The following is a 17,859-nucleotide window of genomic DNA, read 5'->3' on the forward strand; positions in this document are numbered from 1 at the left end:
CCGTCCGGCCCGTCCGTCCCCGTGTGGCCGGCCCGGCCGGTGGCATGCCGGTGATCGCGCCGATGCCCGCAGCGCGGCCGGCCCGCATATCGAACCAGCGCGACGGCGCCGAGGACGCAGTGGCGGCGGGTACCACCGTCGACCACCTCACCGAGACCTACCGGGCGCACTACCGCTCGCTGCTCGGCCTCGCCGCCCTCCTCCTCGACGACACCGCCTCCTGTGAGGACGTCGTCCAGGAGGCGTTCATCCGCGTCCACTCCGCGCGCAAACGCGTCCGGGACCCGGAGAAGACCCTGGCGTACCTGCGCCAGACCGTCGTCAACCTCTCGCGCTCGGCGCTGCGCCGCCGCATCCTCGGTCTCAAGCTGCTCTCCAAGCCCATGCCGGACATGGCGAGCGCGGAGGAGGGTGCCTACGACCAGCTGGAGCGCGACTCCCTGATCAAGGCGATGAAGGGACTCCAGCGCCGTCAGCGCGAGGTCCTGGTCCTGCGCTACTTCGCGGACATGACCGAGGCGCAGGTCGCCGAGACGCTCGGCATATCCCTGGGCTCGGTCAAGGCGTACGGCTCCCGCGGCATCGCGGCGCTCAGGGTGGCCATGGAGGCACCGGTATGAGCGACGGCGACGACGCGCGGCAGGACGCCCGCGCCGCCGACCAGGGCCCCCGGCCCCGGCAGGCGGACGCGCCCGCCGAACCGGCCACACCGGGCGAACCGTCCGAACCGGCTACACAGGACGAACCGTCTGCATTGTCTGAACCGGTCGCACCGGGCGAACCGCCCGAACCGGTCACACAGCCCGGGCCTGACGAGCCGCCTGGGCCGGAGAGGCCGGACGGGCGGGATGGGCCCGACGGGCCAGTCGGGCCGGACAGGCAAGAGCAGTCGAAGCACACGCACGCTGGGAACGGAACTGTGAACCACGGCCCCGCCGACCAGGGCCCCGACACCCGAGGGCCCGCCGGCCTCGACCCTCAGGGTCGTGCCGGTCTCGACACCGACGAACTGGCCCTGCGCAGGATGCTGCACCAGGCCGTCCAGGACGTGGAGCCGAGCGACGGCACCCTGGAGCACCTGCGCCGCGCGGTACCCGCCCGGCGGGCCCGCAAGCGCCAGGCCGTCGTCGGCATGGCCGCCGCCGCTCTCTTCGTCGGCACGGCGGTCCCGGCCCTCCTGCACGTCTCCAACAGCACCGGGCCGGGCGCGGACCCGTCCGTCGCCGGCCACGCCTCGCAGGCCCAGGGCGGCGCCTCCCAGGGCAAGGACCCGGCCGGCGGCCAGAGCGGCATCGCCGGTTCCTCCGCGGGCACGGCCGAGGGCAAGGAGACGACCGACCCGAAGGAGACGCCCAAGGGCGAGGAGAGCGGCGCCGCGACGGGCACGGCCCCCGGCGCCGGCCCCTCCGCCAGCACCTCCGCCGGCATCCCCGCGTGCACGTCCGCGCAGCTCGGTCCCGCCGTCGCCAGCAGCGCCGCCCCGGACTCCACGGGCGTGGTCTACGGCTCCTTCCGCGTCACCAACGTCTCCTCGGACGGCTGTACCGTCGTCGGTCCCGGCAGTGTGACCGTCACCCCGCAGGGCGCGGCGGACGCCACCAGGATCGGTACGGCACGGCACGCGGCCGGGGACGCCGCGGCCGGACTGCCCGACCCGTCCCTGGAGACCGCGTCGCTGACCCTGGGGGCGGGCTCCGCGTACGAGGTGCAGTTCGCCTGGGTGCCCTCGGAGACCTGTCCCACCACCGGCGGCGGTACGACCGGGGGCAGCACGGGCGGACCCTCGCCCGAGCCTTCGCCGTCCGAGGACCCGACCGCCGCGGGCGGCACCACCACGGGCGCCGGCGGCGGCGACGCCGAGACCGGCACCACGACCCAACTGGTCACCGAGGAGGGCCCGGCCGACGGCAGCGTCTCGGTGACGTACACCCCGGAGGGCGGCTCGGGCTCGGCGACGGCCACGGTGTCCAACGCCTGCGCGGGGACCGTCTACTGGACGGGCGTGCTGGCGGGAACGCAGTAGGACACCCGGCGTCGTACGGCCGGAGGGCGGACACGACCCGGCATGCCGGGTGGGCGTTTCAGACGCCGGACGGGGTGGGGCGGGACTCCCGCTCACTCTCCTGCCCGGCGTTCTCCTCGTCGTCCGGGACCAGGCCCAGCTCCGCGTCCCGGGCGAGTTCGACCTCGCGGCGCAGCAGCCGGAACCACATGAAGACCACGAAGCCGACGAAGGCGAACCACTCGGCGGTGTAACCGAGGTTCTGGAACGCCTTCAGGTCCAGCCCCGTGTTCTGCGGCGCGCTCACGGGCACGGTCCGCATCCCGGAGTCGCCCTCGTTGAGCGTGACCCACGCGTCGTACACGTCGTACGGCACGAGGTTCAGCAGCGTCGCCGCGCTGATCGCCCCGGTCTGCCCCTCCGGCCAGCCGGAGCGTCCGCTGACACCGTTGCTGCCGGGCGACTCGGCCGCCTGGAGCGCTCCGGTGACGGTGACCTCGCCGGCGGGCGGGGCCGGTGCCTTCGCCGGGTCGGGGTCACCGGGCAGCCAGCCGCGGACGACCGGCAGGGCCTCGCCGGCGTCGGTGCGCAGCATCGTGAGGACGTAGAAGCCCTCGCGGTCGTCCAGCTTCCGCTCCGGGACGAGCAGCTGGTCGTCGTACCGCCCGGTCACGGTGGTCTGCTCGCCGACCGTCGCCTTGTCCACGGGCAGCAGCTCGGCCAGCGGGCGGGCCGCCTCACGCTGCGCCGACTCGTGGCGGCTGGTCGCGGTCTCGTGGTCCTGGACCCGGTCCTCGAAGCGGCCCAGCTGCCAGGAACCCATGAAGATGCAGAAGGGGATGGCCAGGACGACGAAGACGTTGATCCCCCACCAGCGGGGCGTCAGCAGAAACCGGTACACGCCCTCCACGGTACGGGGCGCGGCCCGGCGGCCCGCCCGCGGGGCTGTGGAAAAGCCGGGGCGGAGACCGGGCGGGGCGCGGGACGGGCGGAGTTTTCCACAGGCTGGGGATCTGATCTGCGCGTTGTCGCCGGGGAGAGGCAGTATGGGGCCATGACTGAGAGCAACGGGTCCGCGTCGTCGGACCAGCGGCGGGACCAGGACGGCCGGCGGGGCGAGGAGATGCCCGACTGGGAGAAGCGGTTCCGGGCACCGCGGGTGTCGCTGCCCGACTGGGCCGAGGACGCACCGGACCGCTCCCTGTTCGTGTCGAACGCGACGGGGACGTACGAGCTGTACGCCTGGGACCGGTCGACCGGCGAGCAGCGCCAGGTCACCGACCGGCCCAACGGCACGACGGACGGCGTCCTGTCGCCGGACGGCGCCTGGATCTGGTGGTTCGACGACAAGGACGGCGACGAGTTCGGCGTCTGGCGCCGCCAGCCCTTCGCGGGCGGCGAGGACGAGCCGGCGGTGCCCGGCCTCGACCCCTCCTACCCGGCGGGCCTCGCCCTCGGCCGGGACGGACGTACGGCGGTGATCGGCCGCTCGACCGACGAGGAGGGTACGACGATCCACCTCGCGCGCGGGGAGGCTTCCCCGGTGGAGATCTACCGGCACCGCGAGTCCGCGGGCGTCGGCGACCTCTCCCACGACGGCACGCTGATCGCGATCGAGCACACCGAGCACGGCGACGCCATGCACTCGGCGCTGCGCGTCCTGCGCCCCGACGGCACGACGGTCGCCGAGCTGGACGACACGCGGGGCGGCGAGGAGGAGCTGGGCCTGGAGGTGCTCGGCTTCGCCCCGGTCGACGGCGACACCCGGCTGCTCATCGGCCACCAGCGCCGGGGCCGCTGGGAGCCCCTGGTGTGGGACGTGGCGACGGGGGAGCAGACCGACCTCGCCCTGGAGCTGCCCGGCGACGTCAGCGCCGAGTGGTACCCGGACGGCAGCGGACTGCTGATCGTGCACGGCTTCGAGGCCCGCAGCGAGCTGTTCCGCTACGACTTCGCCGAGCGCGAGCTGGTGGAGATCGAGACCCCGGCCGGCACCGTCTCCGGGGCGACGGCCCGCCCGGACGGCAGCGTGGAGTACCTGTGGTCCTCGGCCGCCGAACCGTCGGCCGTCCGCTCCACCACCGGCCGGGTCGTCCTGGACCCGCCCGGCATGAAGTCGCCCCGCTCCGTCCCCGTGGAGGACGTGTGGGTGGAGGGTCCCGGCGGCCGCATCCACGCCCTGGTCCAGAAGCCGGCCGGCACGACCGGCCCGCTCCCGACGGTCTTCGACATCCACGGCGGCCCCACCTGGCACGACAGCGACGCCTTCGCCGCCGGCCCCGCCGCCTGGGTCGACCACGGGTACGCGGTCGTCCGCGTCAACTACCGCGGCTCCACCGGATACGGCCGCGCCTGGACCGACGCCCTCAAGCACCGGGTCGGCCTCATCGAGCTGGAGGACATCGCGGCGGTACGCGAATGGGCGGTCGCCTCGGGCCTGGCCGACCCCGAGCGCCTGATCCTCACCGGCGGCTCCTGGGGCGGCTACCTCACGCTCCTCGGCCTCGGCGTCCAGCCCGAGGCGTGGACGCTGGGCATCGCCGCGGTACCGGTCGCCGACTACGTCACCGCGTACCACGACGAGATGGAGGCGCTGAAAGCCCTCGACCGCACCCTCCTCGGCGGTACCCCCGAAGAGGTCCCCGACCGCTTCGCCGCCTCCTCCCCGCTCACCTACGTCGACCAGGTCAAGGCCCCGGTCTACATCTCGGCCGGGGTCAACGACCCGCGCTGCCCGATCCGCCAGGTCGAGAACTACGTGAAGCGCCTGGAGTCGAGGGGCGCCGTCCACGAGGTGTACCGCTACGACGCGGGTCACGGCTCCCTGGTCGTGGACGAGCGCATCAAACAGGTCCAGCTGGAACTGGACTTCGCCGCCCGCCACCTCCCGACGACGCGGTAACCGGGGGACCGGCCGAGCCGGAACCGGCAGGCCCGCCCGCCCGGTCGGCAACACGCCTGCCGGGTCTGCCGGGTCTGCCGGGTCGGCTTGGACGGTGGCTTCTCGGCCAACCGAGTCGGGTGGTGGGTGGGCATAGGCCGGGGGTCCAGGGGGCGGAGCCCCCTGGCACGGCACGGCACGGCACGGCGCGGCATTAAAGACGCGTAAAGATTGCCGGAAGCAGGCAATGACCAGGCCCCCGCCGCGTGTGAACATGCGTGTCACCGAAGCTCAGCGACGGGCGAGAGGGGGACGGCACGCATGGCCTGGTTTCTCGGGCTGGGTATCACGGGGGTCGTGCTGCTCGCCCTGTCGCTGGTCTTCGACGGACTGCTGGAAGGCGCGTTCGGGGGAGCGCTGGACGGCGTCCTGGAGGGGTGGCTGTCGCTGCCGGTCGTCGCCGGGTTCACGGCGATGACCGGCTTCGCCGGCGCCATCGCCCTCGGCACCGGCTGGACCGGGCCCGCGGGAGCGACCGGTGCCGGCGCGGTCGCCGGGGCGGGGGCCGGCTGGCTGGCGTACCGCTTCAGCCGCGCGCTGATGCGCGAGCAGACCGCGGTCACGCCCCGCACGGACGACCTGCTCGGGACGTCCGGCAGGGTCGTGACCGCCATCCCCGCCGACGGCTTCGGCGAGGTGCTGCTCCGGCTCGCCGGCCAGCCCTTGAAGTGCGCGGCGCGCAGTGCGGGGCCGGTGGCGCGGGGCACCGAGGTGTGGGTCGAGGCGGTGCCGACCGGGACGTCGGTCGTGGTCCGCCCGGTGGACCGCTGACCAGTCCTCCCTCTCGTTCACCCCTTTCTTCCGTCCCCCCTGTTCGTCCTGTCCATCCTGTTCGTCCTGTTCTTCTCTGCGATTCGGGGGCGTTGGCATGAGTCCTGTCGTCATCGCGGTGCTGGGAGTCGTCGTGCTCCTGGTGCTGCTCGCGCTGGTGGTGGTCAGCCGGTACAAGGTGGCCGGCCCGAGTGAGGCGTTCATCGTCACCGGGCGGCGCGGAAAGAAGTCCACCGATCCGGAGACGGGCCGGGTGTTCACCGACAACAGCGGCCAGAAGGTCGTGGTCGGCGGCGGTGTGTTCGTCGTGCCGTTCGTGCAGCAGAGGTTCACGCTCGACCTCTCCTCCCGGCACATCCCGGTCGCCGTGCGGGGCGCGGTGACCCTGCGCGGGGTGAAGGCCAACCTCGAAGGTGTCGCGATCGTCAAGGTCGGCGGCACGGAGGACGCGATCCGCGCCGCCGCGCAACGGTTCCTGATGCAGCAGGACGGCATCGTCGGCTTCACCCAGGAGGTGTTGTCCGGCGCGCTGCGGGCGATCGTCGGCCGGATGTCCGTGGAGGACGTGATCCGGGACCGGGCCGCGTTCGCCGGGCAGGTCGCCGAGGAGGCGGAGGCGAGCCTGTCCGGTCAGGGCCTGGTCCTCGACGCCTTCCAGATCCAGGACATCACCACCGAGGGCTCCTACCTGGAGGACCTCGGCCGTCCCGAGGCGGCCCGGGCCCGGCAGGAGGCCGACATCGCCGAGGCCGTGGCCCGGCGGGCCGCCGAGCAGGCGCGGCTGAAGGCGGAGGAGGAGATCGCGGTCGCGCAGCGGACCCTCTACCTGAAGCAGGCGGAGATCAAGGCCGAGACCGACCAGGCGTCGGCCCGCGCCAACGCCGCCGGCCCCCTCGCGGAGGCGGCCCGGCAGCAGGACATCCTCGCCGAGCAGGAGAAGGTCGCCGAACGGCAGGCCGCGCTGAAGGACCGTCAGCTCGACACCGAGGTGCGCAAGCCCGCCGACGCCCAGCGGTACGCGGCCGAGCAGGAGTCGGAGGCCCGCCGGGTGGCGCGGGTCAAGCAGGCGGAGGCGGAGCGGTCGGCGGAGATCGCCGCGGCCCAGGCCGAGGCCGAGCGGGCGCGGCTCACCGGTGAGGGCGAGAAGCAGCGGCGTGGCGCGCTGGCCGAGGCGGAGGCCATCGAAGGGCTCAAGCAGGGTGAGGCCGAGCGGTCCCGGCGTGCGGCGATCGCCGAGGCCGTACGGCTGGAAGGCGAGGCGGAGGCCGCCGCGATCGGTGCCAAGGGCGCGGCCGAGGCCGAGGCGATGGAGAAGAAGGCCGACGCCTTCGGGCGCTACGGCGACGCGGCCGTGCTCCAGATGCTGGTCGAGGTGCTGCCGCAGGTGGTGGCCAAGGCGTCCGAACCGCTGGCGGCCGTGGACAAGATGACGGTCATCTCCACGGACGGCGCGAGCAGCCTGTCGCGCACGGTCGCCGACAACGTGGCGCAGGGCATGGAACTGCTGGGTTCCACCACGGGCGTCGACCTGGCGGCACTGCTGAAGAACCTCACCGGGCAGGGCGCCGGGGCGACGGACGCGTCCGGCCTGCCGGACCGGCCCGAGCCGCGGCGCGACGGCAAGGTGGAGATCACGGGCTGACACCTGCGTCTCCCGGGTCGGCCCGCTCAGATCTCCTGGGCGGGCCAGCCCAGCAGCCGCGCCCCGATGACCGCGGTCTGCAGGGTGTAGCGGTGCACGGGGTCGGCGGGGTTGGCGCCGGTCAGCTGGTGGATGCGGTCCAGCCGGTAGGTGAGGGCCCGCACACTGAGCGCGAGGCGCCGGGCGGCCTCGGCCGAGGTGCAGCCGGCGTCGAAGTACGCCTCCAGGGTCCGCAGCAGCGGCTCGGCACCGCCCCGGGCCCCGCGCAGCGGCCCGAGCACGCTCAGCACCAGGTCGGCCATGGCCTGCCGGTCACGGGTGAGCACCGGGTAGACGAGCAGGTCGGCGGCGCGCAGCACGGGCTCGTCGAGTTCCAGCCGCTCGGCGAGTTCGAGGGTGCTCAGCGCCTCCTCGTAGCTGTGGACGACGCCGCCCGCGCCGGCCTGGGGGCGCCCGATGGCGACCCGGCTGCCGTCGGTGGCGGCGTACGCCTGCTTGGCGAAGAAGGTGAGGACGTCGTCCTGGTCGCCGGGGGCGATGCAGATCAGCTGCCCGTTCTTGGTGGTGATCAGGATGCGCCGGTCGCCGAAGCGGGAGATGAGCGCGCTCTCCACGAGCCGCGTGACCGGCGCGGTGTCGTCGTACGCCTCGGGCCCCTCGGCCACGGCGACGGCGTGGGCACGGGAGAGGACGAGGCCGAACCGCTCGGCCCGTTCGGCGAGCCGGCCCAGGTCGCTGCGCCCGTAGAGCAGGTCGTCGATGAACTCCCGCCGCGCGGCCTCCTCCTGCCGTACGGCCAGTCGCTGGGCACGTTCGTAGCCTTCGGCGAAGGCGTCGACGGCCTGGGCGACGGCGGCCAGCACACTGTCCGTGACCCCGGTGCCGGAGACCGTCGTCGCGGAACGGGGCCAGGAGGTGCGGGTGGCATCCAGGTGCAGGCGTACGAGACCGCGCAGGCTGTGCCCGGCCTCCGCGGCCCGCTCGCCGAGGAGGCGCCGTTCCTCCACCTCGTCCCGGGTCAGCCGACGGCCCGTGCCGGCGGCCTCCGCGAGGATCTCGGCGTATCCGGTCAGATACGTGTGCGGCTGGTCCGCCTGCTGGTCCGTCACCCGCGCCTCCCCGTGTCGTCGCCGCCCGGTGTGCGGTGTCCGGCGACGTGAGGGTAGTCAGAGCTGCCGGAAACCGGCAACGCGCGAGATGCTCACGGCCGCTGGTACGGCTGCTGCGGTGACTGCCCGTAGGCCTGGCCGCCGGGACCGCCGGGGCCACCCGCACCGCTCGCGGCCTGAGCCTGGAGCTGGTCCGCCTGCTCCTTGGTCAGCTGCTGTTCGGCGCCGCAGAAGGTGCACTGCGTCAGGTACTTCGTGGAGAACGGGAACAGCGGCACGAAGAACAGCGTGAACTTGTTGACGCGCTTCCTGAGCGTGTGCGCGGAGGGATTGCCGCACCGGCCGCACACCAGCGTCAGTATCGCGAGCTGGTAGAGGTATCCCTTGGTGCCGAAGATGATCACGAGCTGGGTCCTTCCGGGTCGGGGCCCGCGGGCGCGCAGGGCACGCAGATCTTCTCCCAGATTGCGCCCGGAAGGGTCCCGGAAGCCAGCCACGGCCGACGACGGACCGTCCCCCCCCCGCGTACCGCCGTCCTGCGCACCGCGGCCCGCGTCACTCCCCGGCGCCCGGCCCCGCGCCCACCCCCGCCCCCGCGCTCCCCGCGCCCTTGCCCCCCACGCCCGTCCGAGCCCCCGCCGCCTCGTAGCGGAGCAGGTCTCCCGGCTGGCACTCGAGCACCTCGCAGAGCGCGGCGAGCGTGGTGAAGCGGACCGCCTTGGCACGGCCGTTCTTGAGCACCGCGAGGTTGGCGGGCGTGATCCCGACGCGCTCCGCCAGTTCGCCGACGGACATCTTGCGCTTCGCGAGCATCACGTCGACGTCGACGACGATCGGCATCAGATCACCTCGGCCAGCTCGGCCCGCATCCGGGCCGCCTCGATGTCGCGCGCGACGGCCTGGGCGAGCAGCATCCGCAGCACGAGCACGACCAGCGCGACCCCCAGGACCGCCACGGCGACCCCGCCCAGCAGGAGGACGACACCGGGCGCGACGGCCTCACCGGGCGCCAGGACGACCCCGAGGGCGAAGACCAGGAGCGCGGCCGCGACGAAGGCGCCGATCACGACATGGACGTACCGGAAGGCGCCGAGGGAGAACACCGTGCCCCGCCGCACCATCGTCACCAGCCGCCAGACGCAGACCAGCACGGTCTCGGCGGCCAGCGCCCCGAGCACGACGATCAGGAAGACCGGCGTGCGTACGTCCGCGAGCGCGGCGTCGGGATCGCTCGACCCGGCCGCCAGCAGCCAGACCAGCACCGTCTGGATGAACACCGCCCCGCCGAGCAGTACCCCGATCACGCCACGCAGCGCGAGTACGGTCAGTTGTCCCATCGCCCCTCCCTCAATCGATCCACGATGAAGCCTTCCATCGACCTACGATGGAAACCTATCGAAAAACGATAGCTCCGGCAAGCTCTCCCCCGAACCGGCGGGTGTCATGCCGCCGGTTCGGGGCACCCCGTAGACACGGAGAGGTCACGCAGGGCCAGCACTCGGGAGCGGTCAGTCATGGTGATGGCACAGGAACCCGATGTCGATGCTGTGGAGACGGCGGAACCAGCCGTCTCGCCGGTCAGCTCCCACAACGAGTGGGACCCGCTGGAGGAGGTCGTCGTCGGGCGGCTCGAGGGCGCGACGATCCCCTCCGACCACCCGGTCGTGACCTGCAACGTCCCACCGTGGGCGGCCCGGTTGCAGGGACTTGCCGCCGGCTTTCGCTACCCGCGCCCGCTGATCGAGCGGGCGCAGGAGGAACTCGACGGTTTCATCGCCCTCCTGCGATCCCTCGGCGTCACGGTCATCCGCCCGGACCCCGTCGACCACCGTCGCCGCTTCGCCACCCCGGACTGGTCGTCACGCGGGTTCTGCAACACCTGCCCGCGCGACTGCCTGCTCGTCGTCGGCGACGAGATCATCGAGACCCCGATGGCCTGGCCGTGCCGCTACTTCGAGACCCACTCCTACCGCACGATCCTCAAGGACTACTTCCGCCGCGGCGCGCGCTGGACGTCCGCGCCCAGGCCCCAGCTCACCGACGAACTCTTCGAACCGGACTTCCGCGTCCCCCGCGCCGGTGAGCCGATGCGCCACATCCTCACCGAGTTCGAGCCGGTCTTCGACGCGGCGGACTTCGTCCGCGCCGGACGCGACCTCTTCGTCACCCGCAGCAACGTCACCAACCGCATGGGCATCGAGTGGCTGCGCCGCCACCTCGGCCCCGGCTACCGCGTCCACGAGATCGAGAGCCGCTGCCGCACCCCCATGCACATCGACACGACGTTCGTCCCCCTCGCGCCGGGCAGGGCCCTGATCAACCCGGAGTACGTCGACGTCGACCGCCTCCCCGACGTCCTCTCCTCCTGGGAGATCCTGACCGCTCCCGAACCCGACCCGATCGACGACCGCCTGCTCAAGATCACGTCGATGTGCGGCAAGTGGCTCAGCATGAACGTCCTCGTGCTCGACGGCCGACGCGTGATCGCGGAACGGCACCACACCGGCATGCTGCGCGCGCTGGAACGCTGGGGCTTCGACCCCATCCCGTGCGACCTCCTGCACTACGCCCCGTTCGGCGGCGGCTTCCACTGCGCGACCCTCGACGTACGACGCCGGGGCACGCTGGAGTCGTACGTCGACTGAATCCTCCACCCCAAGAGGTACGCCCCTACAGGTCGCGACCCACCCCTTCTGAGCTCCGCACCGGATGGCCCCCACCCCCGGTGCCGGGGAGGCTGTACCTGTACCTGTACCTGAGCCACCTCTCGTGACGTACGACTGACGTTCCACGAGTGATGTGAGGTTCCGGCAAGGCGACCAGACGGCCTGCCCGCCCGCCCGCCCGCGCCGGGGAGGAGGACACCGTTGTCCGGACCCGACGACCGACGACAACTCGGCGAGATCGAGTCCCACCTGCACCACGACGACCCACGTTTCGCCCGCGCCCTCGACGCCGGCCACCCCCACCCACCACGCGAGTACCGCCCCCGGCGGGCCTGGCTGTTGCTCACCACCGCCCTCGCGCTACTGGCCGCCGGCCTGACCCTCCCCAACGGCCTGCTCCTCGCCGCCGGCCTGGTCCTGGCCGGCGTGGCCGGCGACCTCTTCGACCCCCACCGCCACACCCGCCCACCCCGCCACCCCCCACCCCGCTCCTGGCCCCGGTGACCACCCTCGACACCCGGCCGAGAACAGAGCCGCCCGACGCCCGCCGGACATGACAGAGGGCCTGGTGCGCAACATGCACACCAGGCCCTCTGATTAGCGTCGGGGTGGCGGGATTTGAACCCACGACCTCTTCGTCCCGAAGCAACTTGCGTGGGGCGCCGCCTTGAGTTGGTGCGTCTCTCACCTGGCCTGATGGTCCGTAGGCGTCCACGCTCGTCCGCCGCGGTTCGTCGGCGTTGCCACGCAGTTAGACACTCAGCGCCGGCCGCCACCTGGGGCTCGGAACTAGGTAGTCACCTCATCGATCGCGGCGAGGATCAACTCAGGCACCGCGGCAAGGGCGCTGTCCAAGAGGTACTCGATCGCTACAGCATCCTTGCTGCGGTTCACGTCGATCTGTGCAGTCCACTGGCCTGGCTGGTAGCGAGCAAGCATTGAAAGTGCGTAGAGCACCGCCCACCAGGCCAACAGAGGGTGGAGCACACGGTCGTCACCGCCGAATCGCGCGTGGATCACTCGTGTGGAGTCTGAGAGGCTGCGCCCCTTCCACGGCGCGATGTCCTCGAACCTACGCTTGGCGGCCTCCTCTCCACCTACCACGTCCCATACCAGGCGGCAGCCGATCGTGCCTTGCATCGAATCCCAGCTATCCGGCCCGCTATCAGGGATAGCGCCAATCGACCGGAAGCGGTAGCCCGTCAACGACGGATAGTCGGCGAGCCACGCACGTACAGCCTGCTCACGGTCCTGCGGGCTCGCGTGGTCTTGGAGGTTTCCAGGCAAGCCGGAAACCATCGCCTGCAAGGTGTTCGGGTCTCCTTGATGCGTCTCTCTACTGACTGAGAGCTGCGGACGCGTTGTCGACTGCAAAGGCCAGAGACTCACTTCCAAGATGGACGCCCACACGTCCGCGAGACGGGCTTCGTCAGGCAGTGATCGTGACCCGAGCATCGCCGCAATTTGAGTGAACGACTGCGTTCCGGCTGCGCCCTTGTCTTTGACGGTGACCGAGCCTAGGTCTGGCTGGTCCATCTGGGCGGCGGCGATTCCATGGCCGTTCAGGCGGCATTTGTCGGCGGGGACGGGTGCACACGCTGCGATGGCCCTGCCTGCCTGGCTCAGGCCGTAGAAGAGTACGAGGGGCCTGGAAGCCGGTCCAACCGAGGCAGCTGCGGTGAAGAGTTGCTCCGACTGCTCCAGTGCTGCGCTGAAGAGCTTCTGGCGCGGGCCTTTGCCCGCATACCCTGGCGGCTCTGGGCGGAGCTCTCGTATGGCCCTCCATACTGCCGCTGTCGCGGGGTACGTCTGATCACGGTACGTGGGATACGGCCTGCGAACCATTGCCCCATCTTGCCAGTGCAGAGCACACCGCCGTGGCGATGCCTCCAGCGGACGGCAGACGTAAGGACGTAGCCCGAAGCCGACCACCGCTTTAGAGTTCGATCAACGCTTGCCTCTGGTGCTGTCGTCGGCTGGCCCGATGGTCACCCAGGGCGCCGTTGTGTGCCGCTGTCCGGCCTCGTTGATGTCAGCCGTGGACGTCAGAAGCCTTCTGATCGGTGTTGTCTGGGATGGAACCACATCAACCGAGTCGCTCACGACGGTCTACGGGTGCCGACTCTGGCACACCCTTCAAAGGAGCATCATCGGCCTCGCACGGGCCGTGCAACGCCTGGACCTATACGAACGACCGGTTTGACTTGGGCAGATCAGGACTGTCGCGCCGAGCGTGCTGGAAGGGCCCCTGACCTGGGCAGAGGGGCTGCTGCTGGTCGGCTGCAGTTGACCGCGGCCTTCTGGCATGAGTGATGCTCCGGTGGTGCGGCGATCCCCACGGGCACATTGAAATCAGTGGATTGTGCGGCTCGCCTCCGGGATGCTCAATTCATGGCGGACAGAGTCTCGATCCCTCACCTGCAACAACGACGTATCCCCATGCGCTCGCTGAAGGGCGCGGACCCTGTCGCGTCCGAGGCGCTACGGGACATGGTGTACCTAGACGAGCTGGATCGGCAGGCCGGCATCGTCAACAACAACATCGCCTTCGCCTGGCGACGGGCCGCGGCTGAGTGCTCACCAACTGATGCGAAGGTGTGGTCTGCGCTGCAAGCCGCTCTGTTTGCGGCGATCATCGTTCAACGGATCCTTCACCCGGGAGGGGTCCGTCAGTACCCACACCACAAGACTCCGAAGGAATCCCGCGACTTCGCTCGGCGGCGAGGCCAACGCTTGCGCGATCTGTTGGGCAAGGCCGCTGACGCGGAGATCATCCGGCTGACGAAGGAAGTCCGTGACCCCTTCGAGCATGTAGACGAGCGTCTCGACCAGCTCATGACGCCAGATGCTATCGCCCTATCGGATTGGTATATCTCGGCCGGCAAGGCGTTGCTCACTCCAGAGAACGGGCTCGGCACAGTAGGGTATGGGCTGCGTGTTTTCTATCCCGACGGAGGCTTTCTCTACTTCGGCCGCGAAAAACTCGATCTCTATCAGCTGGACCTGGCAATGCTGCAACTCCGGGCAGCGATCGGTGCAGCCCCTCAAGGAGTACGTCGACGCCCCGATCCTGCAACTCATCGAAAAAGAGCGCGCGCGTCGCGAGGAACGAGCGGCACGAGCGCTCCGAGCGGGCTCAGAGGAGGCACAGAGGTCTCTAGACCGGCTTGTTCAGACGATCGAGACCAGCCCAGATCTGCTGGCTTTGCTGTCGGAGACTGTTCAGGCCGCTATGGAGACACCTCTAGCAGAGAAGATCGTTGCTCTCGGCAGGTGCTTGGGACGAGGGGTGCGCGACGAGGCCACAGTCGACGCAGAGCGTCTCCGCGTGCGTGGCCTCGCTGCTATCGAGGCCCCGGAGGTCAAGCTCCTTGAAGTCCTCGCTAAGGAGACAGTCCCGACGCCAGAAGGTTGGTACCAAGAGCGGTTCCCCGGGTGGAGGCAGCCGGAGATCCTCACCGAACTTCCTGGGTTCGCCAAGGTGCTGGATGCCTCGATCGCTCGCCTCGCCGCAGAGGGAATCGTCAGGGACGACGGTCTAGGCAGAGTGGCTATGAATGATGACGATCCACGCGAGATGTGGATCCTGACGGACTTCGGAAGCGATTGTCTTTTCTTGCTCCGGGCGGTCTCTGCGGCTGAGTAGTGCACACCGGAGCGGCTGGCGGTCAAGCGCGCGGGGTTCGCACAGGGCCACACCGATCCACTCGTGCCTCAATCGCGCGGTCAAGCGGGCCATGGCCCGAGACAAGGTGAAGCGGAACGTCGTCGAGCTGTGCTCGGTGCCCCAGGGGCAAGCCGGACGCCCCTCCAAGGCGCTCACCTTCGCTCAGGCCGAGGCCGTACTCAAGGGCGCCGAGGGGACTTCGATGTACGCGTACATCGTCGTCGCCCTGCTGACCGGTGCCCGTACCGAGGAGCTGCGGGCACTCACCTGGGACCACGTCTTCCTCAAGGGCAAGCCGGACGCGGACCCGCCACAGCCTCCGCACATCGCGGTGTGGCGCTCGGTCCGGCGGGGCGGGGACACCAAGACTCGGAAGTCCCGGCGTACGCTCGCTCTGCCGGCGCGCTGCGTCGAAGCCCTCTGGCAGCAGTTCGAAGATCAGGGATGGGACCGGCTGGCGGCCGGCGACGAGTGGGAGGAACACGGGCTCGTCTTCTCCTCGGCCGTGGGCAAGCCGCTGGACGCGGCCAACGTCCGCCGTGCCTTCCGCCAGGCGCTCAAGGGCATCGACGGGGTCAAGGCCGACGAGTGGACGCCCCGGGAGCTCCGGCACAGCTTCGTGTCCCTGCTGTCCGACCGTGGCGTCCCGCTGGAAGTGATCTCCCGGCTCGTCGGGCACTCCGGGACGGCCGTGACCGAGGAGGTCTACCGGAAGCAGATCCGGCCCGTGATCCAGACCGGCGCCGTGGTCATGGACGGGATCTTCGGCGCTGATCCACAGCGGCTGTAGACATGCGGGAACCGGTAGTCACGCAGATAGACACGCACAAAGCAGATCACCCAGGCTACTCACGTGAGTAGCCTGGGTGATCTGCTGTTTCTCTGTCGGGGTGGCGGGATTTGAACCCACGACCTCTTCGTCCCGAACGAAGCGCGCTACCAAGCTGCGCCACACCCCGATTGTCGCTGCTCGTCGCGGCGACGTCGTTTACTTTAGCCCACCGGGAGCCGGAGGCGAAATCCGGTTTCACCAGCGGCGGCGCAGCGGGTTCGGGCGGATGTGGTCCAGGGCCACGAGGAGGACGGCCAGGGCGTAGAGGGCGAGGCCGATGAGGAGGGCGTTGCCGAGGACGCCTCGGTAGCCGTGCTGGTCGACGTCGAGGAAGGGGTAGAGGTAGCGGCCCTGGGTGCCGGGGATGAGGAGCTCGCCGCGGGCCAGGGAGAAGGCCAGGTAGGCCAGGGGGTAGAGGAGCCACGCGGTGGCCTGGCGCAGGTGCAGTCGGCCGGGGGCGGTGAGCAGGAGCCAGTCCAGGAGTGCGGCGGCCGGGACTGCCGTGTGCAGGATGTGGGTCGCGATCGTGTGCCAGCCGTCGGCGCCGTCCGGCACGGTGTACGGGCTCGCCCCGTTGGCCAGGAGCAGGTGGTGGACGAGGCCGGCGGCGGTGACGTAGAGCAGGGCCGCGCCGGTCAGGGCGCCCGGCAGGGGGTGGTGGGCGGACCAGGCGCAGCGGGCCGAGGCGAGCGTGACCAGGGCCAGCAGGAGGGCGGCCTGGACCGTGAAGTGGCTCAGGGTTCTGGTGGGCGGGCCGCCGAGGACCAGTTCGATCGTCACGCCGGACAACGCCAGCAGGGCGGTGAGGAGGCGGAATGTGGCGGTCAGCGGGCGGCGTACGGGGGTCAGGACGGCCGTCGCCGGGACGGGGGAGGGCAGCAGGGCGGGATGGCCCGGGAGCGCGGGGATCTCCGGGATGTCCCGGGGTATCGGGGCTGTCATGGCCTCAAAGTAGGCATTTCGGGCGAGGTGGGCTATGTGGATGGGCCGTGTGGGTTACCCGCCCATCCGGCCTTCCTCACCTGACCCGCCTTGTCCGCCCTGGCCCGCCTGGATCCGCCTTGCCCCGCCCTGACCTGCCTGGAACCGCCTGGCCCGCCTTGATGCGAGCTGGCCCGCCCTGACCCGCCTTGGTCCGTCCCGACCGGGCTACCCCTTCCCGCTCACCGCTCCCGACCCACCAGCGTCAGCAGCGTCGCCTCCGGGGGGCAGAAGAAGCGGACCGGGGTGTAGCGGTTCGTGCCGCAGCCCGCCGAGACGTGGAGGTAGGAGGTGTGGCCCTCGGCCGTGTGGGTGGACAAGCCCTTCACGCGGTCCGTGTCCAGGTCGCAGTTGGTGACCAGGGCGCCGTAGAAGGGGACGCACAGCTGGCCGCCGTGCGTGTGGCCGGCCAGGACCAGGGGGTAGCCGTCCGCCGTGTAGGAGTCCAGGACGCGCAGGTACGGGGCGTGGACCACGCCCATCGAGAAGTCGGCCGTGCCGGACGGGCCGCCGGCCACCTCCGCGTACCGGTCCCGCTTGATGTGCGGGTCGTCCAGTCCCGTCAGCTCGACGGACACGCCCTCGACCTTGAGGGTGCCGCGCGTGTTCGTGAGGTTCTGCCAGCCGGCGGCGTCGAAGCCGTCGCGGAGGTCCTCCCACGGGTTGTGGACGACGCCCACGGCGGGCGCGTTGCCGTTGAGGCCGTGACGGCCCTGGGCCTTCTCGATCAGGTACCGCGCGGGGTTGCGCAGCTTGGGGCCGTAGTAGTCGTTGGAGCCGAAGACGTAGGCGCCCGGGAACTCCATGAGCGGGCCCAGCGCGTCCAGGACCTCCGGGACGCCGTTCGGGTCGGACAGGTTGTCGCCGGTGTTGATCACGAAGTCCGGGCGCAGACCCGCCAGCGAGCGCAGCCAGCGCTGCTTCTTGCGCTGGCCGCCGACCATGTGGATGTCGGAGACCTGGAGTACGCGCAGGGGGCGCATGCCGGAGGGCAGGACGGGGATCGTCACCCGTCGCAGGCGGAAGGAACGGGCCTCGAAGCCCGCCGCGTAGACCAGACCGGCGGCGCCAACCGCCGTGATTCCCAGGGGTACTCCGTATCGCGCGCGCATGCGTCCATCGTGTCAGAAGCGGTGGCGGGAGGCGGCGGCGCGTCGGCTTGCGCGGGGGCGGGCGGGGGATCGTCGGCCCGGCTCGCGCGGGCCCGTTAATCGGCAGGCGTCGTGGCTGTCGCACCTGCGACAATCG

Annotated in this window: 15 protein-coding genes, 1 tRNA gene and 2 pseudogenes; 9 read left to right on the forward strand and 9 right to left on the reverse strand. The window is 71.0% G+C overall.

All coding sequences use genetic code 11. The annotated features are described in order from the left end of the window. The first annotated feature begins 44 nt into the window (after positions 1-44). The gene (locus tag ACFIF2_RS13425; protein WP_395572966.1) at positions 45-620 is read left to right on the forward strand and encodes a SigE family RNA polymerase sigma factor; all 576 of its coding nucleotides are present in this window, start codon (positions 45-47) and stop codon (positions 618-620) included. A gap of 299 nt (positions 621-919) precedes the next feature. Beyond that, a complete protein-coding gene (locus tag ACFIF2_RS13430) occupies positions 920-2,023 on the forward strand; it encodes a hypothetical protein (RefSeq protein WP_395572834.1) in 1,104 nt (367 codons plus the stop codon). 58 nt (positions 2,024-2,081) lie between these two features. Here the strand turns inward: ACFIF2_RS13430 and ACFIF2_RS13435 are convergent, their stop codons facing one another. Further along, positions 2,082-2,903, reverse strand: a complete 822-nt coding sequence (locus ACFIF2_RS13435; RefSeq protein WP_395572835.1) for an SURF1 family protein — start codon at positions 2,901-2,903, stop codon at positions 2,082-2,084. A gap of 153 nt (positions 2,904-3,056) precedes the next feature. Between ACFIF2_RS13435 and ACFIF2_RS13440 the strand changes: the two genes are divergently transcribed. The 3 genes from ACFIF2_RS13440 (at position 3,057) to ACFIF2_RS13450 (ending at position 7,356) form a co-directional block, all read left to right on the forward strand. Next, complete coding sequence (locus ACFIF2_RS13440) at positions 3,057-4,904, forward strand: S9 family peptidase (protein WP_395572836.1); 1,848 nt, start codon at positions 3,057-3,059, stop codon at positions 4,902-4,904. 300 nt (positions 4,905-5,204) lie between these two features. Continuing rightward, positions 5,205-5,714: a hypothetical protein gene (locus ACFIF2_RS13445; protein WP_395572837.1), complete on the forward strand. Its 510-nt coding sequence runs from the start codon at positions 5,205-5,207 to the stop codon at positions 5,712-5,714. Positions 5,715-5,811: 97 nt separating this feature from the next. Then, a complete protein-coding gene (locus ACFIF2_RS13450) occupies positions 5,812-7,356 on the forward strand; it encodes a flotillin family protein (RefSeq protein WP_395572838.1) in 1,545 nt (514 codons plus the stop codon). A gap of 26 nt (positions 7,357-7,382) precedes the next feature. Here ACFIF2_RS13450 and ACFIF2_RS13455 read toward each other — a convergent pair whose 3' ends face one another. The 4 genes from ACFIF2_RS13455 to ACFIF2_RS13470 all read right to left on the reverse strand — a co-directional run bounded on the left by ACFIF2_RS13455 (position 7,383) and on the right by ACFIF2_RS13470 (position 9,802). Then, on the reverse strand, positions 7,383-8,465 hold the full coding sequence (locus ACFIF2_RS13455; protein WP_395572839.1) for a PucR family transcriptional regulator: 1,083 nt from the start codon (positions 8,463-8,465) through the stop codon (positions 7,383-7,385). 92 nt (positions 8,466-8,557) lie between these two features. Continuing rightward, positions 8,558-8,869, reverse strand: a complete 312-nt coding sequence (locus ACFIF2_RS13460) for a zinc-ribbon domain-containing protein (protein ID WP_395572840.1) — start codon at positions 8,867-8,869, stop codon at positions 8,558-8,560. 151 nt (positions 8,870-9,020) lie between these two features. Further along, complete coding sequence (locus tag ACFIF2_RS13465; protein ID WP_395572841.1) at positions 9,021-9,305, reverse strand: helix-turn-helix domain-containing protein; 285 nt, start codon at positions 9,303-9,305, stop codon at positions 9,021-9,023. Further along, positions 9,305-9,802: a DUF2975 domain-containing protein gene (locus tag ACFIF2_RS13470; protein ID WP_395572842.1), complete on the reverse strand. Its 498-nt coding sequence runs from the start codon at positions 9,800-9,802 to the stop codon at positions 9,305-9,307. Before ACFIF2_RS13470 ends, ACFIF2_RS13465 begins: the two co-directional genes overlap by 1 nt. A gap of 177 nt (positions 9,803-9,979) precedes the next feature. On the opposite strand from ACFIF2_RS13470, the gene ACFIF2_RS13475 reads away from it, so the two are divergent. Both ACFIF2_RS13475 and ACFIF2_RS13480 read left to right on the forward strand, forming a co-directional pair. Next, positions 9,980-11,110: an amidinotransferase gene (locus ACFIF2_RS13475; protein ID WP_395572843.1), complete on the forward strand. Its 1,131-nt coding sequence runs from the start codon at positions 9,980-9,982 to the stop codon at positions 11,108-11,110. 222 nt (positions 11,111-11,332) lie between these two features. Beyond that, entirely contained in the window at positions 11,333-11,635 is a 303-nt protein-coding gene (locus ACFIF2_RS13480) for a DUF3040 domain-containing protein (RefSeq protein WP_395572844.1), read from the forward strand. A 285-nt stretch (positions 11,636-11,920) separates the two neighbouring features. Here the strand turns inward: ACFIF2_RS13480 and ACFIF2_RS13485 are convergent, their stop codons facing one another. Then, positions 11,921-12,976, reverse strand: a complete 1,056-nt coding sequence (locus ACFIF2_RS13485; RefSeq protein ID WP_395572845.1) for a YaaC family protein — start codon at positions 12,974-12,976, stop codon at positions 11,921-11,923. Between the two features lie 1,189 nt (positions 12,977-14,165). Between ACFIF2_RS13485 and ACFIF2_RS13490 the strand changes: the two genes are divergently transcribed. Further along, positions 14,166-14,777 (forward strand): hypothetical protein, encoded by a 612-nt coding sequence (locus ACFIF2_RS13490; RefSeq protein ID WP_395572846.1) that lies wholly within the window; start codon positions 14,166-14,168, stop codon positions 14,775-14,777. Positions 14,778-14,832: 55 nt separating this feature from the next. Then, a pseudogene (locus ACFIF2_RS13495) lies at positions 14,833-15,588 on the forward strand (site-specific integrase); the annotation flags it as partial. A 95-nt stretch (positions 15,589-15,683) separates the two neighbouring features. Here the strand turns inward: ACFIF2_RS13495 and ACFIF2_RS13500 are convergent. The 3 genes and pseudogenes from ACFIF2_RS13500 to ACFIF2_RS13510 all read right to left on the reverse strand — a co-directional run bounded on the left by ACFIF2_RS13500 (position 15,684) and on the right by ACFIF2_RS13510 (position 17,723). Beyond that, positions 15,684-15,757, reverse strand: a tRNA-Pro gene (locus ACFIF2_RS13500). A 34-nt stretch (positions 15,758-15,791) separates the two neighbouring features. Then, a pseudogene (locus ACFIF2_RS13505) lies at positions 15,792-16,572 on the reverse strand (Pr6Pr family membrane protein). Positions 16,573-16,793: 221 nt separating this feature from the next. Beyond that, the gene (locus tag ACFIF2_RS13510; RefSeq protein ID WP_395572847.1) at positions 16,794-17,723 is read right to left on the reverse strand and encodes a metallophosphoesterase; all 930 of its coding nucleotides are present in this window, start codon (positions 17,721-17,723) and stop codon (positions 16,794-16,796) included. Positions 17,724-17,859: the final 136 nt, after the last annotated feature.

It is taken from the genome of Streptomyces sp. BK79 (genome assembly GCF_044142145.1).
In the GTDB taxonomy this organism is placed as follows: domain Bacteria; phylum Actinomycetota; class Actinomycetes; order Streptomycetales; family Streptomycetaceae; genus Streptomyces.